This is a genomic window from Streptomyces sp. NPDC087859, from assembly GCF_044742595.1.
Classification (GTDB): domain Bacteria; phylum Actinomycetota; class Actinomycetes; order Streptomycetales; family Streptomycetaceae; genus Streptomyces; species Streptomyces canus_F.
In genome coordinates, this window is the sequence record NZ_JBIUUU010000021.1 from 53,715 (window position 1) to 75,586 (window position 21,872).

Genomic DNA, 21,872 nt, shown 5'->3' on the forward strand with positions numbered 1-21,872 from the left:
TCGAATGGGTGATCCGTTTCACGCTCGACGAGAGGCGGTCAGTCGCACGTGGTGGGCTCGGTAGCATCAAGCACCGGCCCGGACGGGGGACCGATGCCATCCCCTGAGCCGTGTCCGCCCTGGGGCACCCCGTCCGCCGGTTGACGCAGCCGGAGGTGCCCATGAGTGCGGAGGCCACGAACCCCGCGACCCCAGGTCCGGTAACAGGACCTGCGGCGCGCTGGCGGGCGCGGATCGACCTGCGCCGTCTGGGCCGCGCCGCCCTGCTCGGCCCCGCGACCCGCGACCGGCTGCCCGACGCCATCAGCCACGTCGTCGAGGCCCACCGGGCCCACCACCCCGACGCCGACCGCGACATCCTGCGCCGCGCCTATGTCCTGGCCGAGTCCTCGCACCGCGGCCAGATGCGCAAGAGCGGTGAGCCGTACATCACACATCCGCTCGCCGTGACCCTGATCCTCGCCGAACTCGGCGCCGAGACCACGACTTTGACGGCGTCCCTCCTCCACGACACCGTCGAGGACACCGATGTGACCCTCGATCAGGTACGGGAGCAGTTCGGCGAGGAGGTCCGCTTCCTCGTCGACGGTGTGACGAAGCTGGAGAAGGTCGACTACGGCGCCGCCGCCGAGCCCGAGACCTTCCGCAAGATGCTCGTCGCCACCGGCAACGACGTCCGTGTGATGTCGATCAAACTCGCCGACCGGCTGCACAACATGCGCACCCTCGGCGTGATGCGCCCCGAGAAGCAGGAGCGCATCGCCAAAGTCACCCGCGACGTCCTCATCCCGCTCGCCGAACGGCTCGGCGTGCAGGCGCTCAAGACCGAACTGGAAGACCTGGTCTTCGCGATCCTGCACCCCGAGGAGTACGAGCACACACGGGAGCTGATCGTCGACAACGCTTCCCGCGCGGACGACCCCCTCGCGGAGATCGCCGACGAGGTCCGCGGCGTCCTGCGCGACGCGGACATCCAGGCCGAAGTCGTCATCCGGCCCCGGCACTTCGTCTCCGTGCACCGGGTGTCCCGCAAGCGCGGCCGGCTGCGCGGCGCCGACTTCGGCCGACTGCTGGTGCTGGTCAACGAGGACGCCGACTGCTACGGCGTGCTCGGCGAGCTGCACACCTGTCTGACGCCCGTCGTCTCGGAGTTCAAGGACTTCATCGCCGTACCGAAGTTCAACCTGTACCAGTCGCTGCACACCGCCGTCGCCCGCGGTGACGGCCAGGTCGCCGAAGTCCTCATCCGCACCCACCAGATGCACAAGGTCGCCGAGGCCGGCGTCGTCGCGCTCGCCAATCCCTACGCTCCTCCCTCGGAGGAGTCCGTGGACGGCGAGCGCGAGGACCCCACACGCCCCGGCTGGCTCTCCCGCCTCCTCGACTGGCAGGAGGCCGCACCCGACCCCGACACCTTCTGGTCCACCCTGCGCGAGGACCTCGCCCAGGACCGCGAGATCACCGTCTTCCGGCCCGACGGCGGCACACTCGGCCTCCCCGAGGGGGCGACCTGTGTGGACGCCGCCTACGAGCAGTACGGCGAGGACGCGCACGCGTGCATCGGCGCCCGCGTCAACGGCAGGCTGGCGACGCTCAGCACCGTTCTGCGGGACGGGGACACCGTCCAGCTGCTCATGGGCCAGGACCCGGCCTCCGAGCCCTCCAGGGAGTGGCTGGAGCACGCGCACACGCCCGCCGCGCGGATCGCCATCCAGCGCTGGATCGCGACGCATCCCTCGCAGGAGGAGCCGCACGAGGCCGAGGAGCGCGAGCCGGCCCCGCGCTCCGCCGCCGAAGCGCCGGTCGCGGACGGTCCGGCCGCCCGCCCCGGCACCGCCGACGTCCTCGTCGACCTGCCCGGCGCGACCGTACGGCTGGCCGGGTGCTGCACGCCCGTACCGCCCGACGACATCACCGGGTTCGCCGTGCGCGGGGGAGTGGTCACCGTGCACCGCGTGGGATGCGCCGCGGTGGCGCGTATGAAGGACGCGAAGCGCGCGGAGGTCGATGTGCGCTGGGGCGACACCACCGCGTGCCGGGTCACGCTGTTCGCCGAATCGTTCGGCCGCCCTCATCTGCTCGCCGACCTCACCGAGGCCATGGCACACGAAGGCGCCGAGATCGTCTCGGCGACCGTCGAACCCCCCACCCAGCAGCGCGTCCGCCACACCTACACGGTCGACCTCCCGGACGCGGCACTGCTGCCCGCGCTCATGCGGGCGATGCGGAACGTCCCGGGTGTGTACGACGTGAGCAGGGCGCAGACGACAGGTGTGTGACGGGCGCTCGCCCTACTCGAACGCCGTCTCGGCGAAGGAGCAGCCGCCACGCTCGGCGTGACCCAGGACGAGACGGGGCGAGAGCCGGGGCGGTTGCCGGACGTACTGGCGGAAGCCGGGGGCGCGGAACCTGAGGTCGAACGCGTGTCCCTCCAGGTGCCACAGCGGCGCGTCACTCCACCCGGGCCGGTCGTCCTCGGGCGTCAGCCGGTGCAGCGCGTCGAGCTCCAGGTCCACGCCCAGCCCTTTGAAGTCGAGATCCCCTTCGAGATCCCAGACGTCGTCGAAGACGAGCGTCGACGGCGCGATCCAGAAGCTGAAGTGCGTCTTGGGCGGGACCGGATGGACCCAGCGGGTGACGTAGTCGAGATCGAACAGCAGGCGCGGCAGCACGTCATCGGTCCGCTGTACGTACATGCCGTGCACGGTGACGTCGTGCCACCCCATGTGCTCGAAATCGGCGTCGCTCCAGACCGCCTTCGTGAGTCCGGACTCCTCGTTCACGTCCATGTCCGCATCCAACCAGGCCGTTACCCGTTCGGGTGGGCCGGGCGCGAGTCGCCGCCGTGCGGCACGCGCGCGCTGGTAGCCGTGGTGCATGCTGCTCACCCCCCACGCCAGGAGCCCTCGCCGGCTGAAGGCGGCCGCGCTGCTCGCCTCCGCCGTCGCCGTCTGTCTCGTCGCCGCGAGCGCGCCCGCCGCCCCGCTGGGCGTCGGCGACCGCCTCTTCCCGCACCTGGGCAACCCCGGGTACGACGTGGCGTCGTACGACCTCTCCTTCACCTATCCCGGCTCCAACAGCAAGCCGCTGAAGGCCGTCACCACGATCGACGCCTGGACGACCACCGAACTGGACCGCATTAACCTCGACTTCGCCCACGGCAAGGTCGATTCGGTCGAGGTGGACGGCGAGCCCGCCGCGTTCACCGGCGCCGGCGAGGACCTGGTGGTCACGCCCGGGGAACCGCTGCCCGGCGGCAGTTGGATGCGGATCACCGTGCGGCACACCAGCGATCCCGTGTCCGCCGAGGGCCGCGACGGCGGCTGGGTGCGGACCACGGACGGCCTCGCCATGGCCAACCAGGCCGACGCCGCCCATCTGGTGTTTCCGTGCAACGACCACCCCTCCGACAAGGCGATGTTCACCATCCGAGTCACCGCGCCCGACGGCTACACCGCCGTCGCGAACGGCCTGCCGGCCGGCGTGGACCGGGTCGCCGGGGAGACCACGTGGACGTACCGCACCCAGCACCCCATGGCCACCGAGCTCACCCAGGTGTCCATCGGCCGCTCCACCGTGCTGCACCGCACCGGCCCGCACGGACTGCCGGTCCGTGACGTCGTGCCCACCAAGCACCGCGAGGCGCTCGAACCCTGGCTGGAGAAGACCCCCGACCAGATCTCCTGGATGGAGAGCAAGGTCGGCCGCTACCCCTTCGAGACGTACGGCCTGCTCATGGCCGACGCCGACACCGGCTTCGAACTCGAGACGCAGACCCTCTCTCTCTTCGAGAGAGACCTGTTCACCGAGCCCGCCTACCCGAAGTGGTACGTCGAGTCGATCATGGTGCACGAGCTCGCCCACCAGTGGTTCGGCGACAGCGTCAGCCCCCGAAACTGGTCCGACCTGTGGCTCAACGAGGGACACGCCACCTGGTACGAGGCCCTGTACGCCGAGGAGAAGGCCGACAAGCCCATGGAGACGCGGATGAAGGCCGCGTACGGCGCCTCCGACCGCTGGCGCGCCGCGGGCGGACCACCGGCCGCGCCCAAGGCGCCGAATCCCGGTCAGAAGATCAGCATCTTCCGTCCCAACGTCTACGACGGCGCCGCGCTGGTGCTCTACGCCCTGCGCGAGGAGATCGGCCGGCCGGCCTTCCAGGGTCTGGAGCGGGCCTGGGTGAGCCGTCACGAGGACGGCGTCGCCACGACCGCCGACTTCGTCGCGCTCGCAGAGGAGATCTCGCGCCGCGACCTGGGGGGCTTCTTCCAGGACTGGCTCTACGGCGAGAAGACCCCGCCGATGCCGGGCCACCCGGACTGGAAGTCGGTGGCGATCCCGAAGGCGGCCAAGGGGAAGGCCGCGAAATAAGGCGATGACGAGACGGGCCGTGCCGTGCGACCATCTTCAGGTCGGCGCGGCACGGGACACGGGAATCTCCCGGGGTACTCGTGCGTTGTCACCAGTGACGGTCGCCGAACCGGCACCCCAACGACGTAAGGACCCAATGACCTCCTCTTCATCCCCTTCCCAGGACTCGCAGCGCTTCGCGCACTCACACCCCGAAGGTCTTCGGGCCGATGCCCTGATGGAAGAGGACGTCGCCTGGAGCCACGAGATCGACGGAGAGCGGGACGGCGACCAGTTCGACCGCTCCGAGCGCGCGGCCCTGCGCCGCGTGGCAGGCCTCTCCACCGAGCTCGAGGACGTCACCGAGGTCGAGTACCGCCAGCTCCGCCTGGAGCGGGTCGTACTCGTCGGCGTCTGGACCTCGGGGACCGCACAGGACTCGGAGAACTCCCTCGCGGAGCTCGCCGCCCTCGCGGAGACCGCGGGCGCACTCGTGCTCGACGGCGTGATCCAGCGCCGAGACAAGCCCGACGCGGCCACCTACATCGGATCCGGCAAGGCCACCGAGCTCAGGGACATCGTCCTGGAGACCGGCGCCGACACCGTCATCTGCGACGGTGAGCTCAGTCCGGGCCAGCTCATCCACCTCGAAGACGTCGTCAAGGTCAAGGTCATCGACCGTACGGCCCTGATCCTCGACATCTTCGCCCAGCACGCTAAGTCCCGAGAGGGCAAGGCGCAGGTCGCGCTCGCGCAGATGCAGTACATGCTGCCGCGACTGCGCGGCTGGGGTCAGTCGCTGTCCCGTCAGATGGGCGGCGGCAAGGGCGGCGGCCTCGCCACCCGTGGTCCCGGTGAGACCAAGATCGAGACGGACCGGCGGCGGATCCGCGAGAAGATGGCGAAGATGCGCCGGGAGATCGCGGACATGAAGACCGGCCGCGAGATCAAGCGCCAGGAACGCAAGCGCAACAAGGTGCCGTCCGTGGCCATCGCGGGCTACACCAACGCCGGCAAGTCCTCGCTGCTCAACCGCCTCACGGGCGCGGGCGTGCTGGTCGAGAACTCCCTGTTCGCGACCCTCGACCCGACCGTGCGCCGGGCCGAGACCCCGAGCGGGCGGCTGTACACACTGGCGGACACCGTCGGCTTCGTACGCCATCTGCCGCACCACCTGGTCGAGGCGTTCCGCTCCACCATGGAGGAGGTCGGCGAGTCCGATCTGATCCTGCACGTGGTGGACGGCTCGCACCCGAACCCGGAGGAGCAGCTGGCCGCCGTGCGCGAGGTGATCACGGACGTGGGCGCCACCCGCGTGCCCGAGATCGTCGTGATCAACAAGGCCGACGCGGCGGACCCGCTGACGCTCCAGCGGCTGATGCGGATCGAGAAGCGCTCCATCGCGGTCTCGGCCCGTACCGGCCAGGGCATCGAGGAACTGCTCGCACTCATCGACAACGAGCTGCCGCGGCCGTCGGTCGAGGTCGAGGCGCTCGTGCCGTACACGCTCGGCAAGCTCGTCGCCCGCGCCCACACCGAGGGCGAGGTGATCTCCGAGGAGCACACCCCGGAGGGCACCCTGCTCAAGGTCCGGGTGCACGAGGAGCTGGCGGCGGATCTCGCACCGTATGTGCCGGTCGCGGTGCCGGTCGCCTGACGGCCGTAGCCCTTCAGGAACGCCGTGAAGGCCCGCCCCCTCCGCGGGGGCGGGCCTTCAGCATGTTCCGGTCACTGACCGCCGTACGTCTTGCTCATGCTCTGGTAGATCGCCTCGGCCCCCTGGCCCAGCTGCGGACCGGCCAGCCAGGTGTTGTCGGCCGGGCCGATCGACGTGTTCGAGACCAGCTTGGTCTCGCCGTCCACCACGCGGAACCAGCCGCCGCCGGACGAACCGCCGGTCATCGTGCAGCCGATGCGGTACATCGTCGGCAGCGTCGTGCTGAGCGAGAGACGGCCCGGCTGGTCGATGCACTTGAACATCTTCAGACCGTTGTACGGCGCCGCCTGCGGGTAGCCCCAGGCACCCATCTTGGCGACCTCGGTCGCGGACGGGGCGGAGAAGTCCACGTCCAGCGCGGCTCCGACCGTCTCCTCCAGCGACTTGGCGCCGGACTCCGGCTTCACGTGCAGCACCGAGTAGTCGTACGCGGCACCGGCACCGCCGGTCTCCGAGCCGCCCGCGATCCACTCGTTCGAGGTCGACGCCCAGTCCGCCCACCACTGGCCGTACGGCGAGATCTCGGAGGGGTTGGAATTCGTCAGCTGCGCCTCGGACTTGCCGTAGTCGTTGTAGGCGGGGACGAACATGATGTTGCGGTACCAGCCGCCGCCGTCGCCCGCGTGCACGCAGTGACCGGCCGTCCACACCAGGTTCGACTTCCCCGGGTGGTTCACGTCCTTGACGACCGTGCCCGAGCAGACGGCCGAGCCCTCGGGAGTGTCGAAGAAGATCTTGCCGACGGGGGCCGCGTTCTCGTGGTACGGCGTCTTCTCGGCCGAGGCCTCGACGGGCGCCGGGTCCGGGTCGCTGACGCCCTGGTCGGCCGCCGCGTCCTTCGTCGAGTACGTCTTGTTGGCCTCCTTCGCGGACTTCATCCGCTCCGGCTTCCAGAGGCCCTCGATCACCGGGTTGACGAAGTCCTTGGCCTCACTGAGCCACTTGTCCTTGTCCCAGTCCTTCCAGGCGCCGTCCTTCCACTGGTCGACGTCGATGCCGTGCTTCTTGAGCTTGTCGGCGAGGTCGGCAGGGATCTGGACCTTGTCGTTGCCGCTGTCGGCGGCCTGGGACGTCGTGGCGCCCGGCTTGTCGCTCGCCGTGTCCGAGCCTTCGCAGGCGGTCGCGGTCAGCGCCAGGGCGGCGGCGAGACCGGTGACGGCAAGAGCAGTGCGCCGCCTGCGACTCGGCGTCGCGGACGTACGTGTGGAACGCATGGTGCGGTAACCCCCGTTGGAGCGATTGGTGTTTCACAGTGCGTTGGTGTCATGGGCGCGTCATTCAAGGGGGGTCCGTGCTCTGCGCGAACCCCCCCTCGTCACGCGACAACCCACTATGCCCGTGGAGTTGAGGGCGAACGGCGACGGGGCGGTGAAGGTTTTCGTGAGCCGGTGGGCCCGGTGAACCGCCCCGTCGCCGTCGTCGTCACTGACCGGAGAACTTGTCGCTGACCGAGTCGTACACGCCCTTGGCCACCTCACCCAGCCGCGGCCCGGCCAGCCAGCCCGCGGTCACTGGGCCGATCGAGGTGTTGGACACCAGCGCCGGCTTGCCGTTGGAACCGGTCGCGACCCAGCCGCCGCCGGACGAACCGCCGGTCATGGTGCAGCCGATGCGGTACATCGTCGGGTCCGAGGCACTGATCGACAGCCGGCCCGGCTTGTCCTGGCACTGGTACAGCGTCTGGCCGTCGAACGGCTCCGCCGCCGGGTATCCGGTCGCCGTCATGTTCTGGATCTTCGTCGCGGCCGGAGCCTTGAAGTCCACCGGCAGAGCCGAACCGACCGTCTCCTCCAGCGACTTGCCCGTGCCGCCCTCCTCCGGGGTCACATGAATGACCGCGAAGTCGTACGAGGCTCCGTCGCCGCCCGTCGTACCGCCCTGCTCGATCCACTGGTCCGAGGTCTGCGCCCAGTCGGCCCACCAGACGCCGTACGGAGCGACCTGCTCCCGAGCGGCACTCTCCAACTCGGCGGTGGCCAGGCCCTTGTCGTTGTACGACGGCACGAACGCGAGGTTGCGGTACCAGCCGCCGCTCTTGCCCGCGTGGACACAGTGGCCCGCCGTCCACACCATGTTGGACTTGCCGGGGTTGGCCGGGTCCTGCACGACCGTTGCCGAGCAGACCATCTGTCCTTCGGGGGAGTCGAAGAACACCTTGCCCGCCTCGGGGACACTGTCGTGATACGTAGGCGACACGGCCTTCGCGTCCACCGGCGCGGGCTCCGGGTCGGTCACTCCCTGGTCACCGTCGAGGTCGCTGTCGTCGACCTCCTGGTCCGGCTCCTCGGCCTCCCGCATCCGGTCCGGGTCCCACAGGCCCTCGATGATCGGGTTGATGTAGTCCTCGGCCTCGCGCAGCCAGTCGTCCTTGCTCCAGTCCTTCCAGGCGCCGTCCTTCCACTGGTCGACGTCGATACCGTGCTCCTTGAGCCGGTCCTTGATGTCGTCCGGGATGGTGATCTTCCCGTCGCCGGACGTGGCGGAGGCGGAGGACTCGCCGCCTGCCTCGGCGTCACCCGAGTCGCAGGCGGTCGCCGTGAGCGCGAGCGCCGAGGCGAGAGCAACGGCGGCCAGCACGGGGGAGGTTCTGCGGCGCGCCCCCCTTTCCCGGCGGACGGTGGACAACGGCCGTATGGATCGCATGATCTGACTCCCCCTGAGGTGAACGAGTTAGGCGCTGCGGCCGCGACCCCACAGCGGCACTCCGGCGGCTCTGGTCCGTCCGGTGCCGTTCTCCTGTGGGCGCACGGCCTCTTGGAACGGCAACACACACTATGCGCTCGCTGTGGGGGACTCCCCACGGAACGGCAACGGTTCCGTCACGGCAAGGATCTTGAGGCAACCCGTAACCGGGTGAACCGTCCGGGGTTGGTAGCCGTGGGGGCCTGCTGTTTTTGTGCGGTCCCCTGTGCCCGTGGTGCGACTTCGGCTCGCCCGTGGGCGTGGGACGACGGCGGGAGGACAGCGAGACGTGGCCGAGTCTTCGCACGGCGGGTGCGTGTCCGAGGGGATCCCGCGCCGACAGTCGGCACGCGAGTCGGCGGCGCGCACCTATGCGCGTGCCCTTCCGATCGTGCCCGTGCGGGCGCGCGGACTCACCATCGAGGGCGCGGACGGCCGCCGCTATCTGGACTGTCTCTCCGGCGCGGGGGCCCTCGCGCTCGGGCACAACCATCCCGTGGTGCTGGAGGCCATCCGCAAGGTCCTCGACTCGGGCGCGCCCCTGCACGCTCTCGACCTGGCGACCCCCGTCGAGGACGCCTTCGTCGCCGAGCTGCTCCGCACTCTGCCGGCCGGTCTCGCCGACCACGCGCGCGTGCAGTTCTGCGGGCCGGGCGACACGGACGCAGTGGCGGCCGCCTGCAAGCTCGTGCGGGCGGCAACCGGGCGCACCGGCATGCTGGCCTTCGCCGGCGCCCGCGACGCCATGACCGCCTCGGCATTCGACACGTCCGAGGAGGCGGCCGACGCCCTCGTCACGCGGTTGCCCTATCCGCAGGACCACCGTTGCCCGTTCGGCGTCGACGGCACTCGCGGCGCCGAACTCGCCGCCCGCTGGACCGAGTCCCTTCGCGACGACCCCGCGTCGGATGCCGCGAGACCTGCCGGGGTGATCGTCGAAGCCGTACAGAGCGAGGGCGCGGCCATCCCCGCGCCGGATACCTGGATGCGGCGCATGCGGCAGATCACGACGGCCCGATCCATCCCCCTGATCGCCGACGAGGTCCACACGGGAGTCGGTCGCACGGGCGCCTTCTGGGCGGTGGAGCACAGTGGCATCACCCCGGACGTGATGATCCTCTCCAAGGCCATCGGGGGCAGCCTGCCGCTGGCCGTCCTGGTCTACCGGGACGATCTCGGCCCCTGCGAACGCGGCGCCCCCGCGGACACCTTCCGCGGCAACCAACTTGCCCTGGCCGCGGGCACCGCGACGCTCAGGTACGTCCGCGAGCACGGCCTCGCCGAGCGCGCGTCGGTACTGGGGGCGCGGATGCTGCGCCGACTTCGGGATCTGAGCCAGCGGCTTTCGTGTGTGGGGGACGTGCGGGGAAGGGGGTTGATGCTCGGGGTCGAGCTGGTGGATCCCGAGGTGAGGCTTTGGCAGGCTGAGGCTGGGGCTGAAGCCGGCCGGAGCGGGGCTGCCGAGAGTGCGGCCGCCGATTCCTGCCCTGCCGCTCCTGAACTGGCCGCCGCGGTCCAGCGGGAGTGTCTGCGGCGCGGCCTCATCGTCGAACTCGGTGGCCGCCACGCGAGCGTCGTGCGCCTCCTCCCACCCCTGACCATCAGCGACGAACAGGCGGACGCGGTGCTCGACCGGCTGTCCGACGCGGTGGAGGCGGTGGCCCGCGGCCACACCTCTCACGGCCCGACGTGCCCATCGGGTCACGCACACCACCGTCACGGAGATCGCTCCGCGCGCGTGGGAGAGCCCGCCGGCCGATGACACGGATCGGGCGAACGCCCCCACGCGCATCGCGACTCGAACCGACCCCGACCCACCGCTCCGACTTCGGAAAGACATCGCACCCCCCTCGACTCACCACCGACCAAGACGCCACAGACCGACGCACTCCCGCCCCCGACATGACCCGGCCCGCTCTCACGACCCAGAACCCGCTCACGAGGAACAGCCTTGAACAGCACCTCCGCACCCGATGGCCCGGTCCACACACCCACCCGTGGCCCCTCCGTCACGGAGACTTCCCGGCAGCCCGAGCCCGGACCGACGACCATCGCGGCCCCTCACCCGCAGGAACGGGTACCGGAACAGGGACGACGGGGTCCTCAGGAAGCCAAGACCTCCAGCCGGGGCGAGGGACCAGGTCAGGAGCGGGTTCCGGGACAGGTTCCCGGCCGCCAGGGCAGGACCCCCGCGCCGGGAGACCGTCAGAGCGCCGACCGACTGCGGGGCACCCCCACGCAAGAACCCCTGGACCATCCCGACCCGCACACCGCGGCCCAGGCCGCAGCCGTGGAGAACCTCCTCCGCTGCTGGGTGCGCGAGGCCGACCTCCCCGCCCCCGCCGACGGCACCCTCCGCATCCCCCTGCCCGCCAGCGGCACCGCTCTGCTGGCCCCCGTCCACTACTGGTCCCCGACCGGCTGGCACCGCTTCGGCCCTCCCCGGCTGGCTGGCGTTCCCCCACAGGCCCCGCCCGTCGACGCCGTCACGGTCACGGCACTGCTCACCAGGGAGAGGTCGAACGGAAGCCCCGACGCCCGAGCCCTGACCGCGGCCTCCGGCCCGCCCACCGACGCCGAGCCGGCCGCCGTCCGCGCCCCGGCAGGCCAAGCCACCACCTCCACACCCCTGGAGGCCACCGCCGGCACCGACCTCGTCGCACGCGTAGCCGACTCCGTGCGCCGCACCGTCGCCTTCATCGACGAGCGCAGAAAGCACCCCTCCGACGAGTCCGACCTCTTCCTCGCCGCAGAACAGGCCCTGGTGCTCGGACACCCCCTGCACCCCGCTCCGAAGAGCCGTGAGGGTCTCTCCGAGGCTGAAGCGTCTCTCTACTCACCCGAGTTGCGCGGTTCCTTCCCCCTCCACTGGATCGCTGTCGCTCCCTCCGTACTCGCCACCGACTCGGCCTGGACCGAGCGCGGACGTCCCATCCCGGCGGCACAACTCACCGCACGCCTCGCCGAAACCGCACTGCCTTTGCCCGACGGTCACGCGGCCCTGCCGCTCCACCCCTGGCAGTTGCGGGAAGTCCGGCACCATCCCGCGACCGCGGCCTTGCTCGACGCCGGACTGCTCAGGGATCTCGGAGCACACGGCTCCGCGTGGCACCCCACCTCCTCCGTCCGGACCGTGTATCGCTCCGGTGCCCCCGCCATGCTCAAGCTCTCGCTGGGACTGCGCATCACCAACTCCCGCCGTGAAAATCTCCGTAAGGAACTCCACCGAGGCGTCGAGGTCCACCGTCTTCTGCGCAGCGGGCTCGTCGAGCACTGGCAGGCCGTTCATCCTGGCTTCGACATCGTTCGCGACCCGGCCTGGCTGGCCGTGGACGGGCCGGACGGCCAACCCGTGCCGGGACTCGATGTGATGATCCGGCACAACCCGTTCCGCCCCACGGACGATGTCTCCTGCGTCGCCGGGCTCGTCTCGCCCCGGCCCTCCCCCTGGCCGGACAACACCACGGGCGGTGGCACGGCCGACCCGCCGGCTACGCGGTCCCGTCTCGCCGACGTCGTCACGCGCCTCGCGGGCCGGACCGGTCGACCGCTGGGTGCCGTCGCCGCCGAGTGGTTCCTGCGCTATCTGGAGCAGGTCGTCCGTCCGGTGCTGTGGTTCGACGCGGAGGCGGGCATCGCCCTGGAGGCGCATCAGCAGAACACGCTGGTCCACCTGGACGGCGACGGTTGGCCCGTGGGAGGCCGTTACCGGGACAACCAGGGCTACTACTTCCGAGCCTCCCGACGTGCGGAACTCGACGCCAGGCTCCCCGGAACCGGCGAGCACAGCGACACATTCGTCTCCGACGAGGTCACCGACGAGCGCTTCGCGTACTACCTCGGCATCAACAACGTCCTCGGTCTCATCGGTGCGTTCGGCTCCCAGGGCCTCGCCGACGAACGGCTGCTGCTCGCCGCCTTCCGCCGTTTCCTGAGCGAGGCCGCCTCCGGACCATCCCGGTTGCGCACCGCGCTGCCTGCCCGCCTGCTCGACTCACCCGTTCTTCGTTGCAAGGCCAACCTTCTGACCCGACTGCATGGCCTCGACGAACTCGTCGGCCCGGTCGACACCCAGTCCGTGTACGTCACCATCGCCAACCCCCTGCACTCGTGATCACCGTCAACCCCCTCCATTCCTGAGGAACATGCCCCGACCCGTCTCCTGAGAGGAGCGTCGCCGTGCCTTCCACCGACGCGAGTGCCGACGCCGGTACTGCCCCCGGCACCGATGCCGCAACCTGCACCAACCCCGGCCCGGCCGACCGCGGCACCGCCATCGGGGCCGGCCCGGGCGTCGCCGATGCCGATCCCGTCCGGGGGATCGATGCCGATCCAGCTCGGGGATCCGATAGCGAGGACACCCTCGAGCTGCGCCTGCCCGACGAATTCCTCGCGCTCATCGCGAACGAAGCCTCCGACAGCGGTGAGGATCGACGCGGCGAGCACGGTGAGACGGGACCCGGATCGGCCACCCGGGCATGTGCCGACCTCCTCGACCGCATTGCCGACTGGGGATCTGTGGACACGCCCGTGGGGGTGTTCCACCTCGTCCCTGTCCAGGGCGAACAAGACCTCGCGCTCATCAGCCGCTGGATGGACGACCCCACCGTCGCGGAGTTCTGGCAACTGTCCGGCCCCCAGAACTTGGCCGCGGACCATGTGCGCGCCCAACTCGCCGGAGATGGCCGAAGCGTCCCCTGCCTCGGCGTCCTGGACGGCAGGCCGATGAGCTACTGGGAGATCTACCGGGCAGACCTCGATCCCTTGGCCCGCCACTATCCCGCCCGACCTCACGACACGGGTATCCACCTCCTCATCGGCGCGGTCACGGACCGCGGACGAGGTCTCGGCAGCGCACTGCTCCGAGCCGTCGCCGACCTCGCGCTCGACAAGCGTCCTGCCTGCGCCCGTGTCATCGCCGAACCCGCCATGCGAAACACCCCTTCTGTCTCCGCCTTCCTGAGCGCCGGATTCCGGTTCTCCGCCGAGGTCGACCTGCCCGACAAACGGGCCGCCCTCATGATCCGAGACCGATGCCTGCGCGATCTGATGTGACACAACGTCGCGACAGTGTCACTTTTGGTACACCGCTCGTCCCGGCTCGGTTCCCACTCGCGCCGCACCTTTTTCAAGCCGGAGCGACATTCGCCGTGCAGGGTCGGTGCAGGGCCTCTGCAGGACCCCGATCGGACGCTCCTGGGCAGTACTGACCGTCTGTGTTCCTTCGACCGACTTGGCTCGACCGGTCGGCACCCGCCACGTCCCTGCTCAGCCGGTCCGCGCCAGACCCGGTCCGCGCCTGAGTGTCCGGCGGGCCCGTGCGCAGCCGACCGATCCCGTCCGCAATTGACCGATCCGGACCGATCCCGGCGTGCTTCTCTCGCACCCGAACCGATCTTGGATCCGCACAGACTGAAACCGACTCTGAATCGCCCAATCCCGACCTCAAGCGAACCCATCCGATCTCCAGCCCCTCCCGCACCCGGCCTTGATCCCGCCTCTCGTCCCCCCTTGGCCTCTCGTTTGTCAGTGGTGGGCCGTAGGGTTGTCGCGCTATGACGAAGCCCTCACTCCCCGAACTCCTGCATGCCGCCGTCGCTGCCGTCGGCGGCACGGAGCGCCCAGGTCAGGTGACCATGGCCGAAGCCGTCGCGGAGGCGATCGACGACGGCTCCCATCTGCTGGTCCAGGCCGGCACCGGCACCGGAAAGTCGCTGGGCTATCTCGTGCCCGCGCTCGCGCACGGGGAGAGAGTCGTCGTGGCCACCGCCACCCTGGCCCTGCAGCGCCAGCTCGTGGAGCGGGACCTCCCGCGCACGGTCGACGCGCTGCACCCTCAGCTCCGCCGCCGCCCGGAGTTCGCGATGCTCAAGGGCAGGTCGAACTACCTGTGTCTGCACCGCCTCCACGAGGGCGTGCCGCAGGAAGAGGAAGAAGGCCTCTTCGACCAGTTCGAGGCGGCCGCGCCCACCAGCAAGCTGGGCCAGGACCTGCTGCGGCTTCGCGAGTGGTCGGACGAGACGGAGAACGGCGACCGCGACGGCCTCACCCCGGGCGTCTCCGACCGGGCCTGGGCCCAGGTGTCGGTGTCGTCCCGGGAGTGCCTGGGCGCCACGAAGTGCGCGTACGGCGCGGAGTGCTTCGCGGAGATGGCCCGTGAGCGAGCCAAGCTCGCCGACGTCGTCGTCACCAACCACGCGCTCCTCGCCATCGACGCCATCGAGGGCGCCCCGGTACTGCCGCAGCACGAGGTGCTGATCGTCGACGAGGCGCACGAACTGGTCTCCCGGGTCACCGGAGTCGCCACCGGCGAGCTCACCCCCGGGCAGGTCAACCGCGCGGTGCGCCGGGCGGCGAGGCTCGTCAACGAGAAGGCCGCCGACCAGCTCCAGACCGCCGCCGAAGGCTTCGAGCGGCTGATGGAACTTGCGCTGCCGGGCCGCCTGGAGGAGATCCCGGAAGACCTCGGCTATGCCCTCATGGCGCTGCGCGACGCCGCCCGTACAGTCATCTCCGCCATCGGCGCCACCCGCGACAAGTCCGTCCAGGACGAGGACTCCGTCCGCAAGCAGGCTCTGGCTTCTGTCGAGAGCGTGCACGACGTGGCGGAGCGGATCACCAACGGCTCCGAGTGGGACGTCGTCTGGTACGAACGGCACGACCGCTTCGGCGCCTCCCTGCGTGTGGCTCCCATGTCCGTGTCGGGCCTGCTGAGGGAGAAGCTCTTCGCGGACCGCTCCGTCGTCCTGACCTCGGCGACCCTGAAGCTGGGCGGCGACTTCAACGGCGTCGGCGCCTCCCTGGGACTGTCCCCCGAGGGCACCGAAGGAGATGACCTCCCGCAGTGGAAGGGCGTCGACGTCGGCTCGCCCTTCGACTACCCGAAGCAGGGCATCCTCTATGTCGCCAAGCACCTCTCGCGTCCCGCGCGGGACGGCGACCGCGCGGACATGCTCGACGAGCTCACGGAACTGATCCAGGCGGCCGGTGGCCGCACCCTGGGTCTGTTCTCCTCGATGCGGGCCGCCCAGCTCGCCGCCGAGGAACTGCGCTCCCGTATCCCCGAGTTCCCGATCCTTCTCCAGGGCGAGGAGACCCTCGGAGAGCTGATCAAGAACTTCGCGGCAGACCCGAAGACATGTCTGTTCGGCACGCTGTCGCTCTGGCAGGGTGTCGACGTCCCGGGTCCCAGCTGCCAACTGGTCGTCATGGACAAGATCCCCTTCCCGCGCCCCGACGACCCGCTCATGAGCGCCCGCCAGAAAGCGGTGGAGGACGCGGGCGGCAACGGATTCATGGCGGTCGCCGCCACGCACGCGGCGCTGCTCATGGCGCAGGGCGCCGGCCGTCTCGTGCGGGCGTCGGGGGACCGAGGCGTGGTCGCCGTACTGGATCAGCGGCTCGCCACCGCGCGATACGGGAGCTATCTCAAGGCGTCGCTGCCCGACTTCTGGTACACGACGGACCGTAACCAGGTCCGGAAGTCGCTGGCCACGATCGACGCGGCGGCGAAGTCGGCGGAAGCGGAGTAAGGGCGCGAGGTGGCCTGACCGGCGGAGGTCAGGTCACCCCACTCCCTGAGAAGGCCCCGGTCGCCTGGACCGCCGTAAGGCGCCCGCACAGCACTGGGCCCCGGAACCGGCGCAGAGGTCCCGGGGCCCGGTCAGAAGGCGGACCTCGAAGGGGTCCGCCCGCCGCGGCCGTCACACGCGGCGCAGCACTGCCACCACCTTGCCGAGGATGGTCGCGTCGTCGCCGGGGATCGGCTCGTACGCCGCGTTGTGCGGGAGCAGCCAGACGTGGCCGTCCTCGCGCTTGAAGCGCTTGACGGTGGCCTCACCGTCGAGCATCGCGGCCACGATGTCGCCGTTCTCGGCGACGGGCTGACGGCGGACCGTGACCCAGTCGCCGTCGCAGATGGCGGCCTCGATCATGGAGTCGCCGACGACCTTCAGGACGAACAACTCGCCGTCACCGACGAGCTGTCGGGGAAGCGGGAACACGTCCTCGACGGACTCCTCGGCGAGGATCGGGCCGCCGGCGGCGATACGGCCCACCAGCGGGACGTAGGACGCGGCGGGCTTGCCGGCGGTGTCGGTAGGCTGGGCGGACGCGGCCTGGTCGGAGCCGCGCACCTCGTATGCGCGCGGGCGGTGCGGGTCGCGCCGCAGGAAGCCCTTGCGCTCCAGTGCCATGAGCTGGTGTGCGACCGAAGAGGTGCTGGAGAGGCCGACGGCCTGTCCGATCTCCCTCATCGACGGCGGGTAGCCGCGCCGCTGCACGGAGTCCCTGATGACCTCGATCACCCGGCGCTGCCTGTCGGTGAGCCCCGAGCTGTCCGCCCGGATGCCTGGCGGTCGGCCGGGCAGGGAGCGCTTGTGCCCCTCGGGATTCGTGGCTTCGTTCATCGCATGCACCGGCTCGAGTCGGCCCTGGGAGCGGTCCTGGGCAGTGATGGTGGCACTGTCTGCGGTGGTGGTCACGTCGGCCCCTCTCGATGGTCTCCCTGCTGGACAACGGTAGTTGCTTTCGAAAGGTTGCGCCAAACACACGTTCGAGTGAAAAATCGCGGATTGCCTGCCGCGATCATGTGCCTGGGTGTATGGCTAACGTGATGTCCGACGGACAAAAGGGCCCTTTGTTGTACTCTTCACCGCCGAGGTGGGGACCTCGTGGGTTGGTGCCCCAGTCTGCCATCCGGTGTTCCGGCGACACGGCCCCGGTCCTCATCTGCGCGGGAGCCCCACGTCCCCTCCGTGCGGTGCCCACGGTATCTCCGCATGCGCCGCAGCGGTACGCCTGTGCATGAGCGTCCCTGACGTGGCGGCGTTGTCGTGCGGCACATGCCAATACGGGTGCGACACGCGCGTACGGCGTGTTTATGGAGCCGATCCCTACATCTAGTGCTTGGATTGCTACAGCAGCCCAGAAGTTGTGGTCCCCCGGGTCTCCGGACCCTCGGCGATCGCCTATGCTGGGGGCTGCTTCGAGGGGCCCAAGAGGCCCAGCGAGGCTATTGATTCTGCTGTGAGGAGGGTTGGGACTTCATGCACTGCCCCTTCTGCAGGCACCCCGACAGCCGCGTCGTCGACAGTCGTACGACCGACGACGGCACGTCGATCCGCAGGCGCCGCCAGTGTCCGGACTGCTCCCGTCGTTTCACGACCGTGGAGACGTGCTCGCTCATGGTGGTCAAGCGGTCCGGGGTCACCGAGCCTTTCAGCCGTACCAAGGTCATCAATGGCGTGCGCAAGGCATGCCAGGGACGACCTGTCACCGAGGACGCGCTCGCCCAACTCGGCCAACGGGTCGAGGAGGCGGTGCGGGCCACCGGAAGCGCCGAGCTGACCACCCATGACGTGGGGCTGGCCATACTCGGCCCGTTGCAGGAGCTCGACCTGGTCGCCTATCTGCGATTCGCCTCCGTCTACCGGGCGTTCGACACGCTCGAGGACTTCGAGGCCGCGATCGTGGAGCTCAGGCAATCGGCGGGACACCCCGTCGCGGACGACGAGGACCGCGAAGGTGCTGTCACGGGGAGCCAGGAAGACGACCGCGGGTCGGGAGAGGCCGTTCAGGTCCCCGAGCCCGCAGGCGCCGCCGACTGATCACCGGGCCGGCCCGGTCGTGGACACCGGAGCCGGCCGGACGGCGGCGAACGAAGACCTGTTGCGGGCGGCAGCGAGAGGGTGCCCGCAACACCAGACAGAACACCGTGTCACGGGAACATCGTGGCACTTCAGGGCGTTTTGCCCGTAGAGGGAGGCGGCATGACAGAGACGGCGAGCGGTCCGGCACGGAGTTCCCGCGCCAAGGGCACCAAGGCGACCAAGGGACTGCGTATCGAGCGCATCCACACCACCCCCGGCGTGCACCCGTACGACGAGGTGGCCTGGGAGCGCCGTGACGTCGTCATGACCAACTGGCGCGACGGCTCGGTCAACTTCGAGCAGCGTGGCGTCGAGTTCCCCGACTTCTGGTCGGTGAACGCGGTCAACATCGTCACCAGCAAGTACTTCCGCGGTGCCGTCGGCACCCCGCAGCGCGAGACCGGCCTCAGGCAGCTGATCGACCGCATCGTGAAGACGTATCGGAAGGCCGGCGAGGACTACAAGTACTTCGCCTCGCCCGCCGACGCCGAGATCTTCGAGCACGAGCTGGCGTACGCCCTCCTGCACCAGATCTTCAGCTTCAACAGCCCCGTCTGGTTCAACGTCGGAACCCCGCAGCCGCAGCAGGTCTCCGCGTGCTTCATCCTGGCCGTCGACGACTCCATGGAGTCGATCCTCGACTGGTACAAGGAAGAGGGCATGATCTTCAAGGGCGGCTCCGGTGCCGGCCTGAACCTCTCCCGGATCCGCTCCTCCAAGGAGCTGCTGTCCTCCGGCGGCAACGCCTCGGGTCCCGTCTCCTTCATGCGCGGTGCCGACGCCTCCGCGGGAACGATCAAGTCCGGTGGTGCCACCCGTCGCGCCGCCAAGATGGTCATCCTCGACGTCGACCACCCCGACATCGAGGACTTCATCGAGACCAAGGTGAAGGAAGAGGAGAAGATCCGCGCCCTGCGTGACGCGGGCTTCGACATGGACCTGGGCGGCGACGACATCACGTCGGTCCAGTACCAGAACGCCAACAACTCGGTCCGTGTGAACGACACGTTCATGAAGGCCGTCGAGACGGGCGGCAAGTTCGGCCTGACGTCCCGTATGACCGGCGAGGTCATCGAAGAGGTCGACGCCAAGACCCTGTTCCGCAAGATGGCCGAGGCGGCCTGGGCCTGCGCCGACCCGGGCATCCAGTACGACGACACCATCAACCACTGGCACACCTGCCCGGAGTCCGGCCGTATCAACGGTTCGAACCCCTGCAGCGAGTACATGCACCTGGACAACACGTCCTGCAACCTCGCCTCGCTGAACCTGATGAAGTTCCTCAAGGACGACGGCAAGGGCCACCAGTCCTTCGAGGTCGAGCGCTTCGCCAAGGTCGTCGAGCTCGTCATCACCGCGATGGACATCTCCATCTGCTTCGCGGACTTCCCGACGCAGAAGATCGGTGAGAACACGCGCGCGTTCCGCCAGCTCGGCATCGGCTACGCCAACCTCGGCGCCCTGCTGATGGCGACCGGCCACGCGTACGACTCGGACGGCGGCCGCGCCCTCGCCGGTGCCATCACCTCCCTGATGACCGGCACGTCGTACAAGCGTTCCGCCGAGCTCGCCGCGGTCGTCGGCCCGTACGACGGCTACGCCCGCAACGCGCAGCCGCACCTGCGGGTCATGAAGCAGCACGCGGACGAGAACACCAAGGCCGTCCGCGTGGACGACCTGGACACGCCGATCTGGGCCGCCGCCACGGAGTCCTGGCAGGACGTGCTGCGTGTCGGTGAGAAGAACGGTTTCCGTAACGCCCAGGCGTCCGTCATCGCCCCGACCGGCACCATCGGTCTCGCGATGTCCTGCGACACCACCGGTCTCGAGCCCGACCTCGCCCTGGTCAAGTTCAAGAAGCTGGTCGGCGGCGGTTCGATGCAGATCGTCAACGGCACCGTCCCGCAGGCCCTGCGCCGCCTGGGTTATCAGGAGGAGCAGATCGAGGCGATCGTCGCCCACATCGCCGAGAACGGCAATGTCGTCGACGCTCCTGGCCTCAAGCACGAGCACTACGAGGTCTTCGACTGTGCGATGGGCGAGCGCTCCATCTCCGCGATGGGCCACGTCCGGATGATGGCCGCGATCCAGCCCTGGATCTCCGGCGCGCTCTCCAAGACGGTCAACCTGCCGGAGACGGCGACCGTCGAGGACGTCGAAGAGGTCTACTTCGAGGCCTGGAAGATGGGCGTCAAGGCGCTCGCCATCTACCGCGACAACTGCAAGGTCGGCCAGCCCCTCTCCGCCAAGACCAAGGAGAAGGAGAAGACCGAGGTCACGGCGAAGGCCGAGGCGACCATCCGCGAGACGGTCGAGAAGGTCGTCGAGTACCGGCCGGTCCGCAAGCGCCTCCCCAAGGGCCGTCCCGGCATCACGACGTCCTTCACGGTCGGCGGCGCCGAGGGCTACATGACCGCCAACTCCTACCCGGACGACGGTCTCGGCGAGGTCTTCCTGAAGATGTCCAAGCAGGGCTCCACCCTCGCGGGCATGATGGACGCCTTCTCCATCGCGGTGTCCGTCGGCCTCCAGTACGGCGTGCCGCTGGAGACGTACGTCTCCAAGTTCACCAACATGCGCTTCGAGCCGGCCGGTATGACGGACGACCCGGACGTGCGGATGGCGCAGTCGATCGTCGACTACATCTTCCGCCGCCTGGCGCTCGACTTCCTGCCCTTCGAGACGCGCTCCGCGCTCGGCATCCACTCCGCCGAGGAGCGTCAGCGCCACCTGGAGACCGGTTCGTACGAGCCGTCCGACGACGAGATGGACGTCGAGGGGCTGGCCCAGTCGGCGCCGCGCGCCCAGGAGCTGAAGGCCGTCGTCACCCCCAAGGCCGAGGTCGAGGCGGCCAAGCCCGCCCCGAAGCAGGCCCACACCAGCGCCGAGCTGGTGGAGATGCAGCTGGGCATCCAGGCCGACGCCCCGCTCTGCTTCTCCTGCGGTACGAAGATGCAGCGGGCCGGTTCCTGCTACATCTGCGAGGGCTGCGGCTCGACCAGCGGCTGCAGCTGAAGGTGAGCGCCGTTCAGGCGTGAAGTGACTGTCATGGGCGGGGAGTCGGCGAAGTGCCGGCTCCCCGTTCGGCTGTCAGCAGCCCCGTGGCGGCGGGTCTGTCACGCTCATGGATTCCCGGACCGTGACCGTCGTCGACGTCGGACACGTGGGTCACGGCCGGTCGATGAACTCGTCGGAGTCGACGGCGCCCGCGTCCTCGACGCGCGCTTTGCCCGTCCGGACGCCGATCCCGGGGATCTGGTCGGCCGGTTCGACAACATCTACGTACCGAACCGCCCCAATGAGCAGATCACCGCTGCGGCGGTGAGAGGGGGCGATCGAGCTCGTACGACCGGCCGTTGGCTCGTACGCCACGCCACGCCACGCCACGGACGCGGACGAGCTCGTCGGGCTCGCCCTGCTCGGTGCCGGCGGAACCGCCGCCGACATCCCGCGCCTTCAGACGCTCAGGATCC

At 69.7% G+C, this 21,872-nt stretch carries 13 protein-coding genes; 9 read left to right on the plus strand and 4 right to left on the minus strand.

The window, feature by feature from the left end; genetic code table 11:
* Positions 1 to 161 precede the first annotated feature (161 nt).
* Positions 162 to 2,279, plus strand: a complete 2,118-nt coding sequence (locus ACIOHP_RS39940; protein WP_401895164.1) for a RelA/SpoT family protein — start codon at positions 162 to 164, stop codon at positions 2,277 to 2,279.
* Between the two features lie 12 nt (positions 2,280 to 2,291).
* Here the strand turns inward: ACIOHP_RS39940 and ACIOHP_RS39945 are convergent, their stop codons facing one another.
* Positions 2,292 to 2,789 carry a hypothetical protein gene (locus tag ACIOHP_RS39945; protein WP_401895167.1) on the minus strand — a complete coding sequence of 166 codons (498 nt, stop codon included), beginning with the start codon at positions 2,787 to 2,789 and terminating at the stop codon, positions 2,292 to 2,294.
* Between the two features lie 88 nt (positions 2,790 to 2,877).
* On the opposite strand from ACIOHP_RS39945, the gene ACIOHP_RS39950 reads away from it, so the two are divergent.
* Positions 2,878 to 4,371, plus strand: coding sequence for a M1 family metallopeptidase (locus ACIOHP_RS39950; protein ID WP_401895170.1), 1,494 nt, complete (start codon positions 2,878 to 2,880; stop codon positions 4,369 to 4,371).
* 136 nt (positions 4,372 to 4,507) lie between these two features.
* On the plus strand, positions 4,508 to 6,007 hold the full coding sequence (hflX, locus tag ACIOHP_RS39955) for a GTPase HflX (protein WP_327719759.1): 1,500 nt from the start codon (positions 4,508 to 4,510) through the stop codon (positions 6,005 to 6,007).
* 71 nt (positions 6,008 to 6,078) lie between these two features.
* On the opposite strand, the gene ACIOHP_RS39960 is transcribed toward hflX, so the two are convergent.
* A complete protein-coding gene (locus ACIOHP_RS39960; protein ID WP_401895173.1) occupies positions 6,079 to 7,281 on the minus strand; it encodes a trypsin-like serine peptidase in 1,203 nt (400 codons plus the stop codon).
* 208 nt (positions 7,282 to 7,489) lie between these two features.
* Positions 7,490 to 8,710, minus strand: a complete 1,221-nt coding sequence (locus ACIOHP_RS39965) for a trypsin-like serine peptidase (RefSeq protein WP_401895175.1) — start codon at positions 8,708 to 8,710, stop codon at positions 7,490 to 7,492.
* Positions 8,711 to 9,038: 328 nt separating this feature from the next.
* On the opposite strand from ACIOHP_RS39965, the gene ACIOHP_RS39970 reads away from it, so the two are divergent.
* From ACIOHP_RS39970 to ACIOHP_RS39985, 4 genes are all read left to right on the plus strand, one after another.
* Complete coding sequence (locus ACIOHP_RS39970) at positions 9,039 to 10,511, plus strand: aminotransferase class III-fold pyridoxal phosphate-dependent enzyme (protein ID WP_401895177.1); 1,473 nt, start codon at positions 9,039 to 9,041, stop codon at positions 10,509 to 10,511.
* 189 nt (positions 10,512 to 10,700) lie between these two features.
* Positions 10,701 to 12,863 carry an IucA/IucC family protein gene (locus tag ACIOHP_RS39975; RefSeq protein WP_401895179.1) on the plus strand — a complete coding sequence of 721 codons (2,163 nt, stop codon included), beginning with the start codon at positions 10,701 to 10,703 and terminating at the stop codon, positions 12,861 to 12,863.
* A 65-nt stretch (positions 12,864 to 12,928) separates the two neighbouring features.
* Positions 12,929 to 13,804, plus strand: coding sequence for a GNAT family N-acetyltransferase (locus ACIOHP_RS39980; RefSeq protein ID WP_401895181.1), 876 nt, complete (start codon positions 12,929 to 12,931; stop codon positions 13,802 to 13,804).
* 500 nt (positions 13,805 to 14,304) lie between these two features.
* Positions 14,305 to 16,281, plus strand: coding sequence for an ATP-dependent DNA helicase (locus tag ACIOHP_RS39985; RefSeq protein WP_401895184.1), 1,977 nt, complete (start codon positions 14,305 to 14,307; stop codon positions 16,279 to 16,281).
* 171 nt (positions 16,282 to 16,452) lie between these two features.
* On the opposite strand, the gene lexA is transcribed toward ACIOHP_RS39985, so the two are convergent.
* Complete coding sequence (gene lexA, locus ACIOHP_RS39990; protein WP_046257039.1) at positions 16,453 to 17,232, minus strand: transcriptional repressor LexA; 780 nt, start codon at positions 17,230 to 17,232, stop codon at positions 16,453 to 16,455.
* Between the two features lie 564 nt (positions 17,233 to 17,796).
* Here lexA and nrdR point away from each other — a divergent pair.
* Both nrdR and ACIOHP_RS40000 read left to right on the plus strand, forming a co-directional pair.
* Positions 17,797 to 18,357: a transcriptional regulator NrdR gene (gene nrdR, locus ACIOHP_RS39995; protein ID WP_361549309.1), complete on the plus strand. Its 561-nt coding sequence runs from the start codon at positions 17,797 to 17,799 to the stop codon at positions 18,355 to 18,357.
* A 162-nt stretch (positions 18,358 to 18,519) separates the two neighbouring features.
* A complete protein-coding gene (locus tag ACIOHP_RS40000; protein WP_361549307.1) occupies positions 18,520 to 21,414 on the plus strand; it encodes a vitamin B12-dependent ribonucleotide reductase in 2,895 nt (964 codons plus the stop codon).
* Positions 21,415 to 21,872: the final 458 nt, after the last annotated feature.